Raw genomic sequence first — 16,879 nt, forward strand, 5'->3', positions numbered from 1 at the left:
TTTACGCCTGTGGAGATAGTAGGTCACGAGGTCTGTGAAGCAGGAAGCCCATTGGCTTTAGACAATGGGTAGTTCACAAGTCGTTTGTAATGGTCAATTTGTATGAATAAACGCCCTATTTGCCTAATTCTTATGGTATACTAATACTATAGTGTTTATTGAGTTTTAGAGAATGCGGTTGAATCAATATGGGCTGAGCTGTAAAGGCTCAGCCTATTGGCAAAACGGGGTATTACATTGATGAATTTGAATATATTTGACCGATACTTGCTTATCATCAATATCATTGCTTTGGTGATTTACGGTATCAAGGTTTTAGTCTATAAGCATCAGACAAGAGACTGGTTTGAGAAGCTCTGCATGTTCATAGCCTTACTGGGCGGTTCAGCAGGAATTTTGCTCATGATTATTCTTTTTGACAGAAAAGCAGTCAAAGAGAATATGATGTCAAGGGTGTTTACACTTTGCATGTTGGTCATTCAGGCTATTCTATTGCTGATCGTGAAAGGCTATCATGGAGATCAGATGCATATTGCTTTCTGGGATTATTTGATGCAGCATAGAATTTTGCTGATCTATTTAGCGGTAGTGAATATACTGACAATCATTGTATTCGGTGTGGATAAGATGAATGCGAAGTCTAATAGGCAGAGAGTGCGAATTGTGACATTGCTGGGATTGGCATTTATCGGCGGTTCGGTAGGTGCGCTGATTGGCATGTATGGATTTCACCATAAGACAAAAAAAGCTTACTTTACAGTTGGGGTGCCGTTGATTTTGCTGATGCAGGTTGTTGTATTGTTTTATGTGATGAATATGGGAATGTAACTTATGAAATATACAAGTGTAACGGAAGGCGAATTTGTCTGCCGCAATAATCGTTTTACAGCGGAAGTGCTGATTGGGGGAGTACAGGAAACGGTTCATGTGAAAAACACGGGGCGTATGAAGGAACTGCTATTTCCCGGAGCCAGGGTAACGCTGACTTATTCTGATAATCCAAACAGAAAAACAAAATATGATTTAATCAGTGTGTATAAAGCATCTTTGGGGTGGGTGAATATTGACAGTCAGGCCCCGAATAAGGTCGTTGGTGAGTGGCTGGCAGGAAGAGATTACATTTTTATTAAGCCGGAATATAAATACGGTGATTCCCGACTGGATTTTTATATGGAGAAGCAGAATGAGAAATATTTGATGGAAGTCAAGGGATGTACACTGGAAATTGACGGCATCGGATATTTCCCGGATGCACCCAGCGAACGGGCAGTCCGGCATTTGCATGAACTGATGCATGCTGCGAAACAGGGGTATCATTGTATACTGGCCTTCGTGATCGCCATGCCAGGGGTGACGGTTGTGCGTCCGAATATGACAACGCATCCCGCATTTGGTCAGGCTTTATCTGAAGCTCATAAGGCTGGTGTGGACGTATGGTATCTGACTTGTGAGATCACGGCTGACAGCATAAAGGCGGCAGAACTTTATAAAGCCTAGTGCTGCGGCAAGTCCAAAAAGATAGTGGAAACAGGTTTTATTGGATATCATGATAGACTTCATATCCAAAAAGTGATACAATGAGATTGTGTTTTGGGATGGAGATGAATGAGGAGGTATACATATGCAGCCAATATATTTATCAATCCAACAGGAAGAGACTGGCGCACAGATTCGTAAGCTGATGATGAAGAACGGCTATACGGTCAGAGATGTCCAGGGGGCTATGGGATTTGAGAATCCTCAGGCTATTTACAAATGGATATCCGGCAAATCATTGCCAAGTCTCGACAATTTTATTATTTTAAGTCGATTACTGCATGCCAGTATCGAAGATATCCTCGTCGTTGACGGGGATATTGTGCGTTTTGGTACTTTTTTGAAGCAGTATGTTTTATATAGGATTGGAGTTTAGCAATGGGAAGAGGAAAAGAAGTTAGAGAATTAAGAGACAGGCTGGGGATGAATCGCAGAGAATTCAGTGATTACTATGGTATACCGTATCGTACAGTTCAGGATTGGGAAGCAGAGAAACGGGAACTTCCGGAATACCTGCTGCGGTTGATGATCTATAGAGCAGAGATGGAGCGGCTGAATAAAAAAGACGAAGTATAGAGCTGTTATTGTTAGTTGAAAATAGATGCCTGATTGGAATTTATGAAGTGGAAAAGGGATTGACAAAGGTCAGATCGTGTAGTATTCTTATTGTATATTAACGCATAGCGTTATGCATGAGGCTGAGGCAGAGTTGAAGGGGGATTTATTGATGAGAATCGAGAATTTGCAGAATCAGAACAGGCAGTTTATCAAATCCATGGACAATTTCCACGTGTTGGAGTATATACAGGATGCCAGTGTATCGCCGATGAATGCTGTGGATGAGTATTTTATGAGCAAGATGAATGTCAGAAGAAGACAGGTGGTCATTGATCTTGACAGGAATCATTCAGCGATGATCCAGGCAGGTGCCATGCAGTGGATGGGTGGTCAGGTTGAGGTGACATCCGGGGTCAGAGGCATTGGCGATTTCTTTGGGAAGGCCATCAAGGGAGCCGTGACGAAGGAGACAGCTGCGAAGCCGGTGTATGTTGGTCAGGGATGTCTGGTATTGGAACCAACATACAAGTACATTATCTTGATGGATATGTCAGAATGGGGAGCAGTAGGCATGACCATCGAGGATGGTATGTTTCTTGCATGTGATACGAATGTACAGAACAGGGTTGTAGCCAGGAAGAATTTGTCATCGGCAGTACTTGGCGGAGAGGGGCTTTTTAATCTCAGTTTGTATGGTGAGGGTGTTGTGGCCCTTGAGAGCAATGTATCGGAAGAAGAATTGATCGAGATTGTTTTGGAGAATGATGAGTTGAAGATTGACGGCAATCTGGCAGTCTGCTGGTCATCGAATCTGGATTTTACTGTGGAGAGGACAACCAGCACGCTGGTTGGCTCGGCAGTCAGCGGTGAAGGATTAGTCAATGTTTATAGAGGAACAGGAAGAGTACTGATGTGTCCGGTCGCACCGACATCATCACTTTATGCATCAACGAATTCCATGGCCGCTAAGGCAGCAGCCAAAGCCAGCAATACATTATTTGGTAAATGACAGATAATAGTCAGATAACAGTCAGAAACGGAGAGGCAGCTTATGCCGGAGGAAACGAATCAGAAGTTTGAGTTATACAGGGGTGCTCAGATCATGATAAAAATATAATATTGCGTCTTGTCATTTGAAAATCTTCATGTTATACTATACACAACATGAAGCGGAGATTGTTTTCATGCAAATATTTGCCCACCAATTATTTGGTTAAGCCCATACGGACAGGCGGGGCAGCTGCCGATTGCGGTGAGAGACCGCATTATTGATTTAGTTAAAAGCTAAATTTTATAAGTCTTTTGTCTGAGAAGAAGGCTCAGAATCAAACATCACTTGTGAAATGGTCAATAAAACGTAGGATTAGCAAATATTTGCTGGTAGGAGTACCAACGATAGGCTCTGGAAATATTTTTCGTAGATATGAGAGTGAATAGACAGGGTATAGCATATAGTACTAAGAATATGAATAAGACATGAAAGACAGGTGAGTTTTGCCTGTCTTTTTTTGTGTTATGGAGTGATGAAATGAACAGAAACAAACAGATACATGCGCCGGTGTATGAAGCATTGGAGCGCTTAAAGCGAAGAAGAGTAGTCCCTTTTGATGTGCCGGGACATAAAAGGGGAAGAGGAAACCCGGAATTGGTGGAACTTCTGGGAGAGAAATGTGTCAGCCTGGACGTCAATTCTATGAAGCCGTTGGATAATCTCTGTCATCCAGTATCAGTGATCAAGGAAGCAGAAGAACTTGCAGCAGAGGCTTTTCGTGCAGCCCATGCTTTTTTTATGGTTGGCGGAACAACATCTTCTGTGCAAAGCATGGTACTTTCCTGCTGCAAGGCCGGTGACAAAATTATTTTGCCCAGAAACGTGCATAAGAGTGTGATCAATGCTCTGGTGTTATGCGGTGCGATTCCGGTTTATGTGAATCCGGAAGTGGATAATAAGTTGGGAATATCCCTCGGGATGCAGGTTGCTGAAGTGGAGAAAGCAATCAAAGAGAATCCGGAAGCTGTCGCAGTACTGGTGAACAATCCGACTTATTACGGGATTTGCTCGGATTTGCGTACAATTGTTCAAGTGGCTCATGCACATAAGATGCTTGTATTGGTGGATGAGGCCCACGGTACGCATTTATATTTTGGAGAGAATCTGCCGGTCTGTGCCATGGACGCCGGAGCGGATATGGCATCTGTTTCCATGCATAAATCCGGCGGCAGTCTGACGCAGAGTTCTTTGCTGTTGACAGGAAAGAATGTTAATTGGGAGTATGTCAGTCAGATTATCAATCTGACTCAGACCACCAGTGCTTCTTATTTGCTGATTTCAAGCCTTGATATTTCCAGGAGAAATCTGGCTCTCCGGGGGAAGGAATCTTTTGCGAAAGTAAGCCGTATGGCAGAATATGCCAGAGAAGAGATTAATTCCATCGGTGGATTTTATGCCTATGGCAAGGATATGATTAATGGCGGCAGTATTTATGATTTTGATGTGACGAAGCTGTCAGTGTATACAAGAGATATTGGACTGGCCGGTATTGAAGTCTATGATCTTTTGCGGGATGAATATGATATCCAGATTGAACTGGGTGACATTGCCAATATTCTGGCGTATATTTCGATTGGTGACAGAATACAGGACATTGAGCGGCTGGTGGGGGCTTTGGCGGACATCAAGCGTCTTTATGCGAAGGATCCGGAGCAGATGCCAAATGCGGAGTATATCAAGCCGACAGTTTGCGTATCACCGCAAACTGCTTTTTACGGGGAGAAGAAATCCGTGCCGATTCGTGAGACAGAAGGAATGATCTGCAGTGAGTTTGTTATGTGCTATCCGCCGGGAATTCCGATTCTGGCGCCGGGGGAAATGATTACCCGGGAGATTATTGATTATATTATCTATGCAAAAGAAAAAGGCTGTTCCATGCAGGGCATGCAGGATCCGGCAGTGGAATCACTGTTCGTATTGACAGGAAAATATTGATAGAAGGAGGGAGAGCAGTGGAGCTGTGGTTTTCTGATTATCACACAGAGAAAGTCAAGGTTTCCGTCAAGGTTCAGAAACAATTATTTGGACTTCAGACAGAATTTCAGCGAATCGACGTGTTTGATTCGGATGAATTTGGCCGGTTTTTAAGTGCTGACGGCAGCATTGTATTCTCTGAAAAAGATGAGTTTATTTATGATGAAATGATTGTGCACGTGCCAATGGCGGTACATCCGCATGTAAAAAATGTTCTGGTGATCGGCGGCGGAGACGGCGGTGTGGCCAGAGAATTGGGTTACTATGAAGAAATCGAGAAAATCGATGTGGTGGAACCGGATCGGGTTTTTGTGGAAGTCTGCAAAGAATTTTTCCCGGATAATGCCTGCGGCCTGGGGGATAAGAGAGTCAGCATTTATTATGAAGACGGGTTGAAGTTCCTGCGTTTAAGACAGAATGAATACGATTTGATTATCAACGATGCCATTGATCCGCTGGGACATAATGCCGGTCTTTTTACAAAAGAGTTTTACGGCAACTGCTACAGAGCACTGAAAGAAGACGGTATCATGGTGTATCAGCATGGAAGTCCTTTTTATGATGAAGATGAGGAATCCTGCAGGGTGATGCACAGAAAGGCCAGTCACAGTTTTCCGATCAGCAGGGTATATCAGGCACACATTCCGACTTGTTCTTCGGGGTACTGGCTTTTTGGTTTTGCTTCCAAGAAATACCATCCACTGGAACATCTGGATGCCAAAAGATGGAAGGAACGTCACATTAAAACCTGGTATTATACAACCAATCTGCACAAAGGAGCCTTTATGTTGCCGAGATATGTAGAAGACATGCTGGAGGAAGAGGAAGATCGTAAAAAATAGAGCTTTCTGAAGAGCAGATAACAAATACATTATAAATGTATGATGAAATAAAGGAAAAGCAGAGGAGATTAAAAATGGGAAGATTATTAATTATTGGATGCGGCGGTGTTGCCGGTGTGGCTATTCACAAATGCTGTCAGAACAGCAAAACATTTTCAGAAATCTGTATTGCCAGCAGAACAAAGTCAAAATGTGATGATTTGAAGGAAAAGCTGGAGAAAACAACAGAGACGAAGATTACAACGGCCAAGGTGGATGCAGACAATGTAGATGAACTGATCGCACTGATTAAAGATTATCAGCCGGATGCGGTTTTGAATGTGGCATTGCCGTATCAGGATCTGACAATCATGGATGCATGTCTGGCATGCAAGGTGGATTATATTGATACAGCCAATTATGAACCGGAAGATACGGATGATCCACAGTGGCGTGCAATTTATGAAAAACGATGCAAAGACGAAGGATTTACGGCATATTTTGATTATTCCTGGCAGTGGGCTTATCAGGACAGATTTAAAGAAGCCGGTATTACCGCACTTCTGGGCAGTGGCTTTGACCCAGGGGTTACAAGTGTATTTACAGCCTATGCGCTGAAGCATTATTTTGATGAAATTGAAACTATTGATATTCTGGATTGTAATGGCGGTGACCATGGTTATCCTTTTGCAACAAATTTCAATCCGGAGATTAATTTGCGTGAAGTATCTGCCAATGGTTCCTATTGGGAAAATGGTCATTGGGTTGAGACAGAGCCTATGGAGATTAAACGTGAATATGACTTCCCTAAGGTTGGACAGAAAGATATGTACCTGCTTCATCATGAGGAAATCGAATCACTGGCCAAAAATGTACCAGGTGTAAAAAGAATTCGTTTCTTTATGACTTTTGGACAGAGCTATCTGACCCATATGAAGTGTCTGGAGAATGTGGGAATGCTTTCTACATCACCAATTATGTATGAAGGCAGAGAAATTGTTCCGATTCAGTTTTTGAAAGCGCTGCTTCCGGACCCGGCTTCTTTGGGGCCTCGCACGGTTGGAAAGACCAATATTGGCTGTATTTTCACAGGAAAGAAGGATGGCAAAGAAAAGACTATTTACATCTATAATGTATGTGATCATCAGGAATGTTACAAAGAAGTGGGCTCTCAGGCGATTTCTTATACAACAGGTGTGCCAGCTATGATTGGTGCAGCATTGGTGCTGGATAAAGTATGGGATAAGGATGGTGTCTTCAATATTGAAGAATTTGACCCGGATCCATTTATGGACATGCTCAACCAGTATGGTCTGCCATGGGTTGTGGATGAAAATCCACAGACAGTAGAATGATGTTTGAGGGACTGCCGACACCCTGTTATGTAGTGGATGAAGGCAGAATCCGACACAATCTTGAAATCCTGCAGCAGTTGGAAAAGGATACAGGCTGTCATATTCTGCTGGCACAGAAAGCATTTTCCATGTACAGCCTTTATCCGATGATCGGGCGGTACATCAGCGGCACAACTGCCAGCGGCCTGTACGAAGCCAGACTGGGATATGAAGAAATGGGAAAAGAGAATCATGTTTTTGCACCGGCTTATAAAGAAGCGGACATGCAGGAACTGGTGACGATCTGCGACCATATTATTTTTAATTCCTTTGCACAGTATGAAAAATATAAAGATATCTGTCAGGCAAAGGGCGTCAGTGTCGGCATCCGTGTGAATCCCCAGTGCTCGACACAGGAAGGTCATGACATTTATGACCCATGCGGTTATGCATCGAGACTTGGAGTCACAAAAGCACAGTTTCCGGAAGTTCTCCCGGAGGGGATTGAAGGATTACATTTCCACACATTGTGTGAACAAAATGCAGATGATCTTGTGACAACCTTTCAGGCATTTGAAGAAAAATTCGGAAAATATCTTCACTGTATAAAGTGGCTGAATCTTGGCGGCGGTCATCATATTACAAGGAAAGATTATCAGTATGAAACACTGGTGAAACTGATTCGCTATATCCGGGATACCTATCATGTGACAGTTTATCTGGAGCCAGGAGAAGCAGTGGCATTGAATGCCGGTTATATGGTGACAGAGGTGATGGATATTGTTCATAATGATATGGATATATTGATTTTGGACGTTTCAGCAGCCTGTCATATGCCGGATGTCCTGGAAATGCCATATCGTCCGCCACTGTCTGGTGGATACGAGGCAAATCAGAAACCGTATACCTATCGGCTTTCTTCTATGACTTGCCTGGCGGGAGATGTGATTGGTGATTACAGTTTTGAAAAGCCGGTTCAGATTGGCGACCGTCTGGTGTTTGAAGATATGGCAATTTATTCCATGGTCAAGAATAACACCTTTAACGGTATGCCTCTTCCGGGCATCGCTTTGCTTCGTGAAAATGGAAGCACAGAAATGGTAAGAAAATTCGACTATCAGGATTTCAAAATGCGTTTATAGATAAAATATTATATGGTTCGTATATTAGGAATAAGAAAATGAAGAATATCAAAACAATTCCGTCAGCAGATGGCTATCATATGCCGGCAGAATATGCCTGTCACAAGGGATGTATCCTGATATGGCCGCAGCGTCCGGGTTCCTGGAAAAAGAATCCTGAAGCAGCAGAAAAGGCTTTTTGCGCTGTGATGCAGGCAATTGCTGAAAGTGAGGCTGTGTATCTGGCGTGCGGGAAAGCGGCGCTTCCCAGGGCAAAGGCCTTTGCTGATGAATATAACAGACAATTTCAGAGGGAAATTTCAGAAAAGAAGCATTTCCCAGTGGTTGTATTTGAGGCGGAAACCGATGATGCCTGGGCAAGAGACATAGGGCCTACTTTTGTTGTCAAAGATGACACAGTGCGTGGCATCAGCTGGACATTTAATGCCTGGGGCGGTGAGGAAGACGGCTTGTATGCCTCATGGCAGAAAGATGATACTTTTGCGGCAGCATTTGCAAAAAGAGAAGGCTATGTCTGTTATGATGCCTCTCCATTTGTACTGGAAGGTGGATCTATTCACAGTGACGGTGAAGGAACAGTGATGGTGACTGAGTCATGCCTGCTGAGTCGGGGAAGAAATCCTCAGCTCTCAAAAGCGGAGATAGAGGAAAAGCTGCAGCAGTTTCTGGGGGTTGAAAAGGTTCTCTGGCTGCCAAGAGGCATTTATAATGATGAAACAAATGAACATGTGGACAATGTCTGTGCTTTTATCAGACCGGGAGAAGTGGTTCTGGCCTGGACAGATCGGGAAAATGATCCGCAGTATCCGCTTTCGCTGGCATGTCTTCGCTATCTGGAATCCCAGACAGATGCCAGAGGAAGAAGGATAAAAGTGCATAAGCTTCCGATACCGGATGTGCCGGTGTGTGTGACAAAAGAGGATTTGGAAGGTTATGCTTTTGAAGATGGTGAAGATACGAGAGAGGAAGGAGAACGTCTGGCGGCTTCCTATGTGAATTTCTACTTTTCAAACGGTGCAGTGGTCATGCCGGCTTTTGGCGGAGAAAATATTAAAAGTGATCAGAGAGCAGCAGAAATCATGGAAAAGCTTTGCCCGGAACGGAAAGTGATTGCTGTTGATGCCAGGGATATTTTGACAGGCGGAGGCAATATTCACTGTATTACACAGCAGATTCCATTTGGAAAAGCAGAACAGGGAGAATAACTATTAATGAGAAATGTTAAGATAGCAGCTATTCAGATGCAGTGCAGTACGAATCTGCAGACTAACCTTGAAAAGGCCGAGAAAATGGTACGGCAGGCAGCGGGAGATGGTGCACAGATCATTTTGCTGCCGGAACTTTTTGAACGGGAATATTTTTGCCAGCAGCGCAGATATGATTTTTATCATCTGGCAAAGCCTGTGGAAGAAAACGATGCGGTGCAGATGGGCATGCGGCTGGCAAAGGAACTGAACGTCGTATTGCCGGTCAGCTTTTATGAACAGGATGTAAACACATTATATAATTCCATTGCCTGCATTGATGCGGACGGCACATTGTTGGGGGTGTATCGGAAGACACATATTCCGGATGATCATTATTATCAGGAAAAGTTTTATTTTACACCGGGGAATACCGGCTTCAAAGTATTTGATACCCATTTCGGCAAGATAGGGATTGGTATATGCTGGGATCAATGGTTTCCGGAAGCGGCCAGATGTATGGCTCTTATGGGAGCAGAGATACTGCTTTATCCGACGGCGATTGGCTCCGAACCGATTCTTGAATGTGACAGTATGCCGCATTGGAGACGCTGCATGCAGGGACATGCGGCTGCCAATCTCATGCCTGTGATTGCTGCCAATCGGATAGGCCGGGAAGAAGTGACCCCATCTCTTGAAAATGGCGGACAGAGGTCAGCCCTTGTTTTCTATGGTTCTTCTTTTATGACAGATGAAACAGGTGAATTGAAAGCCTGCGCGTCCAGAGATCAGGAAGAGATTTTAACCGGTGTGTATGATCTGGATGATCTGGCTGATAAACGTCTTGAATGGGGACTTTTCCGGGATAGGAGACCGGAGATGTATTTAAAAATAACACAATAAAATTTTTAAAAGAACTGCTTGTTTGATTTTCGATTTGTTCCTGAGTATGCTATACTGGTACTATCTATCAAAAAGGGCTGGTCCCGGTTTTATGCTTAAAGGAAGAATTGTATGATAGAAATTGATATGAGCAGTTCTTTTTTTGTATTATGAGAAAAAGAAATCAGAAAGTGAGGAAGTATAATGAACGAATTGTACGAAGCGATTGAGAAGAAGATTAAGGCATCCGGATATCCTCGGACTATTTCAGGAGCCGATGTGTATGATGATATCTGTGACCAGATTGAAGGTAAAGAAAACGGAGAATATATATTATTATCAAAATTTGACGAAGATGTCGTCTTTGAATATCATATCACCATTCAGGATGAGAACTTTAATCTGGGCATTTTGACGATGAAGACACCTGAAGGTGTATTTAAGGCAGATTTTGATGCAGAATAGAAACCGGATGGAAAATATATTTTATGATGGAGAGAGAAGATGAAAACTAAAAGAAAACGGATCGGTATGCTGGCATTCATTGTGATGATTGCTGTATTGATGATTGTGACGATGCAGACGCCGGGAACAATTGCAGATTCTGAGAATTATCAATGCCAGACATATGCAACAGTTTTTGCACTATTGCCGCCGGTGATCGCTATTGGATTGGCTTTGATCACCAAGGAAGTCTATACATCACTTTTGGCCGGAATCATTGCCGGCGGCCTGTTATATTCCAATTTTAACCTGGAGCTGATGCTTAACACGATTTTTTATCAGGGAGAAGGCGGCATGGTCATGAAGCTGTCGGATTCCTGGAATGTGGGTATTCTTGTATTCCTTGTGATGCTTGGCATTTTGGTCGCACTGCTCAATAAAGCCGGCGGCTCTGCTGCTTTCGGCGAATGGACCACGAAGCATATCAAGACAAGAGTCGGTGCTCAGATTGCGGTGATTGCCCTTGGTGTAATGATCTTTGTGGATGACTACTTCAATTGTCTGACAGTGGGAAGTGTGATGCGTCCGGTGACGGACCGACATCAGGTTTCAAGAGCCAAGCTGGCTTATATCATTGATGCGACGGCAGCACCGGTCTGCATTATTGCACCGATCAGTTCATGGGCTGCGGCTGTTACATCTTCTGTGCCGGAGGAGGCCGGTATTAACGGATTTTCTGTATTTATTCAGACAATTCCATACAACTTATATGCAATTTTGACATTATGTATGCTTTTGGCAGTGACCATTTTAAAAGTTGATTTCGGTCCGATGAAAAAGCACGAAATGAATGCCTTTAAAGGCGATTTATTTACAACACCGGGAAGACCGTATGAAAGTGATGAGGAAGCAATAAGCAATGATAAAGCCCATGTGATGGACCTTGTTTTGCCGGTTGCAGTGTTGATCGTCAGCTGTATTGTGGCAATGATCTATACCGGCGGATTTTTTGACGGTGCTTCCTTTGTGGATGCCTTTGCGGATTCAGATGCATCGGTCGGCCTTGTTCTGGGTGGTTCCGTGGCACTTGTATTTACGTTTATTTATTTCATGATGCGTGATGTTTTATCTTTCAAGGAGTTTACAGACTGTATTCCAGAAGGTTTCAAAGCCATGGTTGCACCAATTCTGATATTGTCCATGGCATGGACTTTGTCAGGCATGACAAATCTTCTGGGAGCCAAGATTTTTGTGGCAGAGTTGGTGGCCGGTTCCGCTTTATCTATGCAGGGATTCCTTCCGATGATCATCTTCCTTGTGGCAGCTTTTCTGGCTTTTGCAACAGGTACATCATGGGGCACATTCAGTATTCTCATTCCGATTGTTATCGGCGTCTTCCCGGAAGGACAGATGATGGTAATTTCTATCGCGTCCTGTCTGGCCGGTGCCGTGTGCGGTGACCATTGTTCACCAATTTCAGACACAACGATCATGGCGTCAGCCGGTGCACATTGTGAGCATGTGAATCATGTTTCAACACAGCTGCCGTATGTGCTGCTGGTTGCTGCCGTATGTATGGTGGGATATTTTCTGATTGGTGTTTTCCGTGCAGTTGGGCTGGCTTCTATTGCCTGGCTTGCACTGCCAATCTGCATAATTATCCTTTTGGCCATTTTATTGATTATCCGTGCTAAAGGGACGAAGGAGGCGGCTTGATCATGAGGATTGTTGTCAGTGCCTGTCTTCTGGGGGAGAACTGCAAATACAGCGGCGGCAATAATGAGAATAAAGCGGTGCTGAATTTTGTAAAAGACCATGAGCTTATACCGGTCTGTCCGGAAGTATTGGGTGGACTGCCTGTGCCGAGAATGCCGGCAGAGATCGTGAATGGTGTTGTCAGATGCAGGGACGGACGATCCGTGGATGACGCATTCAGGAGCGGGGCTGCCAAGGCGTTGACGATTGCTTTGAAGGAAAAAGCAGATCTGGCCATTCTTCAATCCAGGAGTCCTTCCTGCGGCGTCAAGGCCGTTTATGATGGTACTTTCAGTGGAAAGATTATTCCGGGAGAAGGTGTTTTTACAGAGCTTCTTCGGGAAAACGGCATCAGAGCCATAGATGCTGCGGATATTGATGCATAAAAAAAGGATACATGGATAATTTTACCTGTGATTAATAAAGGAGAGGATTGGAATGGCCTTTGATTTCAACGAACAATTTGAGAAGATGATGCGGGAGTATGATGTGACAGAAGTTGTACTGCTTGGACATATGAATCCGGATGGGGATGCAGCAGGTTCCGTCATGGGGCTGGCACATTATATCAAGGTGAATTATCCCCAGTATATAGCATGGCCTTTTTTGTCAGATAAACTGGATAAAGGCCCGAAGAAACAGGTCATGGAGGATGAGATTTTTGCTCCTTTTGAGCGTCCGAAGTTGGCGTCTGAAAGGTATGCGGTGATTGTCTGTGACACAGCAACTCTTAAAAGGCTCATCGGCATGAAATATTACCAGCGGGCAGTGGTTTCGATGATCATTGACCATCATGCCTCTAACGAAGGATATGGAATAATCAATGACATAAAAGTTTCGGAGTCCTGTGCCTATAACGTTTTCGAAATATTAGATAAAGAAATGCTCAAAAAGGCGGCTTCGGCACCACACCCGAATGGGGCAGATTATCTGTATATGGGCATTCTTCATGACACAAGCCGATTTTCAAGATCGGATGCCAAAATTGAGGCAGCGGGTTCAAAATTGCTGGCAATGGGGGCTGATCATCGCTATGTGATGCGGACGATGCAGGATAAGACATTGGATGATCTGATCAGACAGGGAGAGATCCTTCGCAGAGTGAAGCGCGTGATGGAGGGCAAAGTGGCATATGTTTATATGTCCTATCAGGAAGCGAAGAAACTGCATATCAGCTATGAAGATATTCATCCTATCAGCGGAATGCTCAGAGATTGTGAAGATATCGAGATGGGGTTTTCTATGTATGAGGAAGCGCCGAATATTTGGCGATGTTCTTTCAGATCGGATGGACAATGGATAAATGTGAATGAGATGATGAAATCATTTGGCGGCGGCGGACATGCGGCGGCAGCCGGGCTTCGGCGTAAGACTCATGAACCGGAACAATTACTGGAATTAATCTTGGAAGAGATTCGAAATAGAGTGAAAAATGTCATTGTCTGGGATGAATATAGCTGCTAAGATTAAGAATAAATAAATATCTGACAAAAAGATTAAGATTTGCAAATTGCCTGTATTTTCCTGCTTCCATATGGTATACTTAAAAAAAGAAATGATGATAGTACGTAATTCTTATAGGAGGGTGAGAGTATGAAGAAGAGATGGATGGTACAGGCTTTTGCATTGGCGTTGACCGGTGTACTGGTTTTTGGAACAGGCACAGTGACCTACGCAGATGAGAAGAAACCAGTGGTAATCGGTGAGATGGTCGGGCAGGATACTTCGGACAAGGATAACGCTAAGAATACGAAGGAAGGCAAGGATGCTTCCGGCAAAGAGTGTGATCAGTGTCAGGATCCTGTTTATACATGGACACCTACAGATTCAGGCTATACATGTAAGGCGGTAAGAGAATGCAAGGATCCTGAGAATGGCAAGAAGCATTACAGAGAAGAAACTGCCAAGGTGGAAGCGAAGACAACGAAGCAGGCGACTTGTGAAGAGGAGGGTGAAATCGTTTATACAGCAACCTTTGAGAACAAGACAGAGACTGATAAGAAAGATGATGCGAAAGCTGAGGATACCAAGAAGGCTGATGCCAAAGCAGCTGAAAGTGGTCTTTTTAAGACACAGACACGGGCTGTGAAGATTAATGCTCTTGGACACAAGTACGGTGAAGTTACTTATACATGGAATCAGACAGACAATGGCTACACCTGCACGGCATCCCGTGTTTGTGAGAATGACAGCAGCCATGGTGAGACAGAGACGGTAGAGGCATCAATGGAAGTCACAAAGGCTCCGACTTGTGAAGAAGAGGGTGAAGAAGTTTATACAGCAGTATTTACCAATGAAGCTTTTGAGACACAGACACAGACTGTGAAGACGGGTGCCCTGGGTCATCATTTTGGTGATGTTTCCTATGAATGGACGAAGACAGATAAGGGCTATACATGTACTGCTTCAGCAGTTTGTGATGTCGATTCTTATACAGCAACAGAGACAGTAGAAGCTGCTGCAGAGGTGACAAAGGCTCCGACTTGTGAAGAGAAGGGTGAAGAGACTTATACAGCCGTATTCACAAATCCGGCTTTTGAGACACAGACACAGATGGTCGAGATTGGTGCCCTTGGTCATTTGTATGGAGAAGCATCTTACAAGTGGACGAAGACAGATAAGGGTTATACATGCACAGCGACAAGAATTTGTCAGAACGACAACACACATGTTGATAAGGAAGCAGTTGCCGCTGCAGTGGAAGTGGCAAAGGCAGCCACATGTGAAGAAAAGGGAGAAGAAACTTACACAGCAGTATTTACCAATAAAGCTTTTAAAACACAGACAAAGACAGTAGAGACAGATGCTCTTGGCCATTTGTATGGAGAAGTATCTTACAAATGGACAAAGGAAGATAAAGGATATAGCTGTACAGCATCAAGAGTTTGTGAGAATGACAAGAATCATGTAGAAAAGGAAACTGTTACAGCAGCGTACAAAGTGATAACAAAGGCAACTTCAGATAAAGCAGGTGAAGGTTTATATACAGCTGCATTTAAGAATGCAGCCTTTGAAGAGCAGTCCAAAAAAGTAAAGCTTGTTGCTGCAGACAAGAAAGACAATACAAAGAAGAAAACAACAACGAAGAAGAACACAGCTAATAAAACTACAACCAAGAAAACCGCAGCAAAGACAACAGCTAAGAAGTCTACAGCGGTTAAGACGGGTGATGAGAATAAGCCTGTTGTTATGGGTATCGTAGCAATTGGTGCGCTGGCAGTGATCGTTGTAGCCGGCAGACAGCTGCGCAAGAAACATGAATAAAAATATGCAGTAGCGTATTACATGAAGATGAAAGGCGGAAGGTATCTTCCGCCTGATATATCAGAATCATGCAGAGAGCATGATTCTGATATTTTTTTAATGTAAATCGAATATTTCTGTAAGCTTTTATATTATTATTTCTTTTATATCGTTATTTCATTTTTTTCATGGTAAGATACCAGTCGAGAGGTTTAATAGTATTGTCTGAACTTTCAAGACGTTCCTGAGCTTCTTCAATTGTCAATGGGGCACCCATGACTACATCATCTCCGGGCTGCCAGTTTGCCGGTGTGGAATAATGCGTTTTGTCATTTAACTGCAATGACTGCAGAATACGTATAATTTCAGGAATATTTCGTCCGGTGGACATAGGATAGTACAAGATGGTACGGATTATACCCTCTGGATCAATAATAAACACTGCACGAACGGTTTGTGTATTTGCAACAGTCTGGAGCATACCATATTTTTTGGCAACATTCATACTAATGTCTGCAATAATTGGGAAAGGAATCTTCACTTTTCCTTCGTTATTGAAATTCAATGCTTCGATACTTTTGATCCAGCCAAGATGAGAGTGAAGTGAATCAATGGAAAGGCCAATTAATTTGGTGTTAAGTGATTCAAAGGTTTCATTCATCCTGGAAAGGGCAATAAATTCTGTTGTACAAACCGGTGTAAAGTCAGCCGGATGTGAAAAAAGGACAACCCAACTTCCTTTATAATCGGCTGGAAAATCAATTTTCCCCTGAGTTGTCATTGCATGAAATTCTGGTGCATGGTCACCAATGAGCGGCATTTTGTTTTCTTCCATAGGTCATATTAACTGCATACAGGTTGCAGTTCCTCCTTTCTAAAAATAAAATCCACAATAATCAATTTTATTTTATCGTAACTGTTCAGAGCTAACCTCCAAAATGCTACGCATTTCGTC

Annotated in this window: 17 protein-coding genes; 16 read left to right on the forward strand and 1 reads right to left on the reverse strand. The window is 43.4% G+C overall.

Going from position 1 to position 16,879, the window contains the following annotated elements:
• Positions 1-240 precede the first annotated feature (240 nt).
• From HED67_RS17330 to HED67_RS01460, 16 genes are all read left to right on the forward strand, one after another.
• Complete coding sequence (locus tag HED67_RS17330) at positions 241-828, forward strand: DUF1294 domain-containing protein (protein WP_221717303.1); 588 nt, start codon at positions 241-243, stop codon at positions 826-828.
• A gap of 3 nt (positions 829-831) precedes the next feature.
• A complete protein-coding gene (gene sfsA, locus HED67_RS01390) occupies positions 832-1,497 on the forward strand; it encodes a DNA/RNA nuclease SfsA (protein WP_221717304.1) in 666 nt (221 codons plus the stop codon).
• A 124-nt stretch (positions 1,498-1,621) separates the two neighbouring features.
• Positions 1,622-1,912, forward strand: coding sequence for a helix-turn-helix domain-containing protein (locus HED67_RS01395; protein ID WP_178439380.1), 291 nt, complete (start codon positions 1,622-1,624; stop codon positions 1,910-1,912).
• A gap of 2 nt (positions 1,913-1,914) precedes the next feature.
• A complete protein-coding gene (locus tag HED67_RS01400; protein ID WP_178439377.1) occupies positions 1,915-2,112 on the forward strand; it encodes a helix-turn-helix domain-containing protein in 198 nt (65 codons plus the stop codon).
• Positions 2,113-2,263: 151 nt separating this feature from the next.
• Positions 2,264-3,103, forward strand: a complete 840-nt coding sequence (locus HED67_RS01405; RefSeq protein ID WP_178439374.1) for an AIM24 family protein — start codon at positions 2,264-2,266, stop codon at positions 3,101-3,103.
• A gap of 519 nt (positions 3,104-3,622) precedes the next feature.
• Complete coding sequence (locus HED67_RS01410) at positions 3,623-5,080, forward strand: aminotransferase class I/II-fold pyridoxal phosphate-dependent enzyme (protein ID WP_221717305.1); 1,458 nt, start codon at positions 3,623-3,625, stop codon at positions 5,078-5,080.
• A gap of 17 nt (positions 5,081-5,097) precedes the next feature.
• Positions 5,098-5,961, forward strand: coding sequence for a polyamine aminopropyltransferase (gene speE / locus HED67_RS01415; protein ID WP_015512847.1), 864 nt, complete (start codon positions 5,098-5,100; stop codon positions 5,959-5,961).
• A 74-nt stretch (positions 5,962-6,035) separates the two neighbouring features.
• Positions 6,036-7,295 (forward strand): saccharopine dehydrogenase family protein, encoded by a 1,260-nt coding sequence (locus tag HED67_RS01420; RefSeq protein ID WP_221717306.1) that lies wholly within the window; start codon positions 6,036-6,038, stop codon positions 7,293-7,295.
• Entirely contained in the window at positions 7,292-8,416 is a 1,125-nt protein-coding gene (gene nspC, locus HED67_RS01425) for a carboxynorspermidine decarboxylase (protein WP_221717307.1), read from the forward strand. The genes HED67_RS01420 and nspC overlap by 4 nt, the downstream gene beginning before the upstream one ends.
• Before the next feature lie 38 nt (positions 8,417-8,454).
• Positions 8,455-9,621 (forward strand): agmatine deiminase, encoded by a 1,167-nt coding sequence (gene aguA, locus HED67_RS01430; RefSeq protein ID WP_221717308.1) that lies wholly within the window; start codon positions 8,455-8,457, stop codon positions 9,619-9,621.
• Positions 9,622-9,627: 6 nt separating this feature from the next.
• On the forward strand, positions 9,628-10,503 hold the full coding sequence (aguB, locus tag HED67_RS01435) for an N-carbamoylputrescine amidase (protein WP_221717309.1): 876 nt from the start codon (positions 9,628-9,630) through the stop codon (positions 10,501-10,503).
• Between the two features lie 183 nt (positions 10,504-10,686).
• Positions 10,687-10,947, forward strand: a complete 261-nt coding sequence (locus HED67_RS01440; protein WP_215632831.1) for a hypothetical protein — start codon at positions 10,687-10,689, stop codon at positions 10,945-10,947.
• Between the two features lie 39 nt (positions 10,948-10,986).
• On the forward strand, positions 10,987-12,642 hold the full coding sequence (locus HED67_RS01445) for a Na+/H+ antiporter NhaC family protein (protein ID WP_117541395.1): 1,656 nt from the start codon (positions 10,987-10,989) through the stop codon (positions 12,640-12,642).
• A 2-nt stretch (positions 12,643-12,644) separates the two neighbouring features.
• Positions 12,645-13,067 carry a 2-thiouracil desulfurase family protein gene (locus HED67_RS01450; protein ID WP_221717310.1) on the forward strand — a complete coding sequence of 141 codons (423 nt, stop codon included), beginning with the start codon at positions 12,645-12,647 and terminating at the stop codon, positions 13,065-13,067.
• Positions 13,068-13,119: 52 nt separating this feature from the next.
• Positions 13,120-14,145 carry a DHH family phosphoesterase gene (locus HED67_RS01455; RefSeq protein ID WP_221717311.1) on the forward strand — a complete coding sequence of 342 codons (1,026 nt, stop codon included), beginning with the start codon at positions 13,120-13,122 and terminating at the stop codon, positions 14,143-14,145.
• Between the two features lie 129 nt (positions 14,146-14,274).
• Entirely contained in the window at positions 14,275-15,945 is a 1,671-nt protein-coding gene (locus HED67_RS01460) for a hypothetical protein (protein ID WP_221717312.1), read from the forward strand.
• A 151-nt stretch (positions 15,946-16,096) separates the two neighbouring features.
• On the opposite strand, the gene HED67_RS01465 is transcribed toward HED67_RS01460, so the two are convergent.
• Positions 16,097-16,759, reverse strand: a complete 663-nt coding sequence (locus tag HED67_RS01465; protein ID WP_246612065.1) for a peroxiredoxin — start codon at positions 16,757-16,759, stop codon at positions 16,097-16,099.
• Positions 16,760-16,879: the final 120 nt, after the last annotated feature.

The sequence above is a fragment of the Pseudocoprococcus catus genome (genome assembly GCF_019734885.1).
Classification (GTDB): domain Bacteria; phylum Bacillota; class Clostridia; order Lachnospirales; family Lachnospiraceae; genus Coprococcus_A; species Coprococcus_A catus.

Excerpts from the sequence above, each read along its gene's own strand:
- HED67_RS17330 (WP_221717303.1), top strand. The coding sequence starts at position 241 with ATGAATTTGAATATATTTGACCGATACTTGCTTATCATCAATATCATT.
- sfsA (WP_221717304.1), top strand. The coding sequence starts at position 832 with ATGAAATATACAAGTGTAACGGAAGGCGAATTTGTCTGCCGCAATAAT.
- HED67_RS01395 (WP_178439380.1), top strand. The coding sequence starts at position 1,622 with ATGCAGCCAATATATTTATCAATCCAACAGGAAGAGACTGGCGCACAG.
- HED67_RS01400 (WP_178439377.1), top strand. The coding sequence starts at position 1,915 with ATGGGAAGAGGAAAAGAAGTTAGAGAATTAAGAGACAGGCTGGGGATG.
- HED67_RS01405 (WP_178439374.1), top strand. The coding sequence starts at position 2,264 with ATGAGAATCGAGAATTTGCAGAATCAGAACAGGCAGTTTATCAAATCC.
- HED67_RS01410 (WP_221717305.1), top strand. The coding sequence starts at position 3,623 with ATGAACAGAAACAAACAGATACATGCGCCGGTGTATGAAGCATTGGAG.
- HED67_RS01420 (WP_221717306.1), top strand. The coding sequence starts at position 6,036 with ATGGGAAGATTATTAATTATTGGATGCGGCGGTGTTGCCGGTGTGGCT.
- nspC (WP_221717307.1), top strand. The coding sequence starts at position 7,292 with ATGATGTTTGAGGGACTGCCGACACCCTGTTATGTAGTGGATGAAGGC.
- aguA (WP_221717308.1), top strand. The coding sequence starts at position 8,455 with ATGAAGAATATCAAAACAATTCCGTCAGCAGATGGCTATCATATGCCG.
- aguB (WP_221717309.1), top strand. The coding sequence starts at position 9,628 with ATGAGAAATGTTAAGATAGCAGCTATTCAGATGCAGTGCAGTACGAAT.
- HED67_RS01440 (WP_215632831.1), top strand. The coding sequence starts at position 10,687 with ATGAACGAATTGTACGAAGCGATTGAGAAGAAGATTAAGGCATCCGGA.
- HED67_RS01445 (WP_117541395.1), top strand. The coding sequence starts at position 10,987 with ATGAAAACTAAAAGAAAACGGATCGGTATGCTGGCATTCATTGTGATG.
- HED67_RS01450 (WP_221717310.1), top strand. The coding sequence starts at position 12,645 with ATGAGGATTGTTGTCAGTGCCTGTCTTCTGGGGGAGAACTGCAAATAC.
- HED67_RS01455 (WP_221717311.1), top strand. The coding sequence starts at position 13,120 with ATGGCCTTTGATTTCAACGAACAATTTGAGAAGATGATGCGGGAGTAT.
- HED67_RS01460 (WP_221717312.1), top strand. The coding sequence starts at position 14,275 with ATGAAGAAGAGATGGATGGTACAGGCTTTTGCATTGGCGTTGACCGGT.
- HED67_RS01465 (WP_246612065.1), bottom strand. The coding sequence starts at position 16,759 with ATGGAAGAAAACAAAATGCCGCTCATTGGTGACCATGCACCAGAATTT.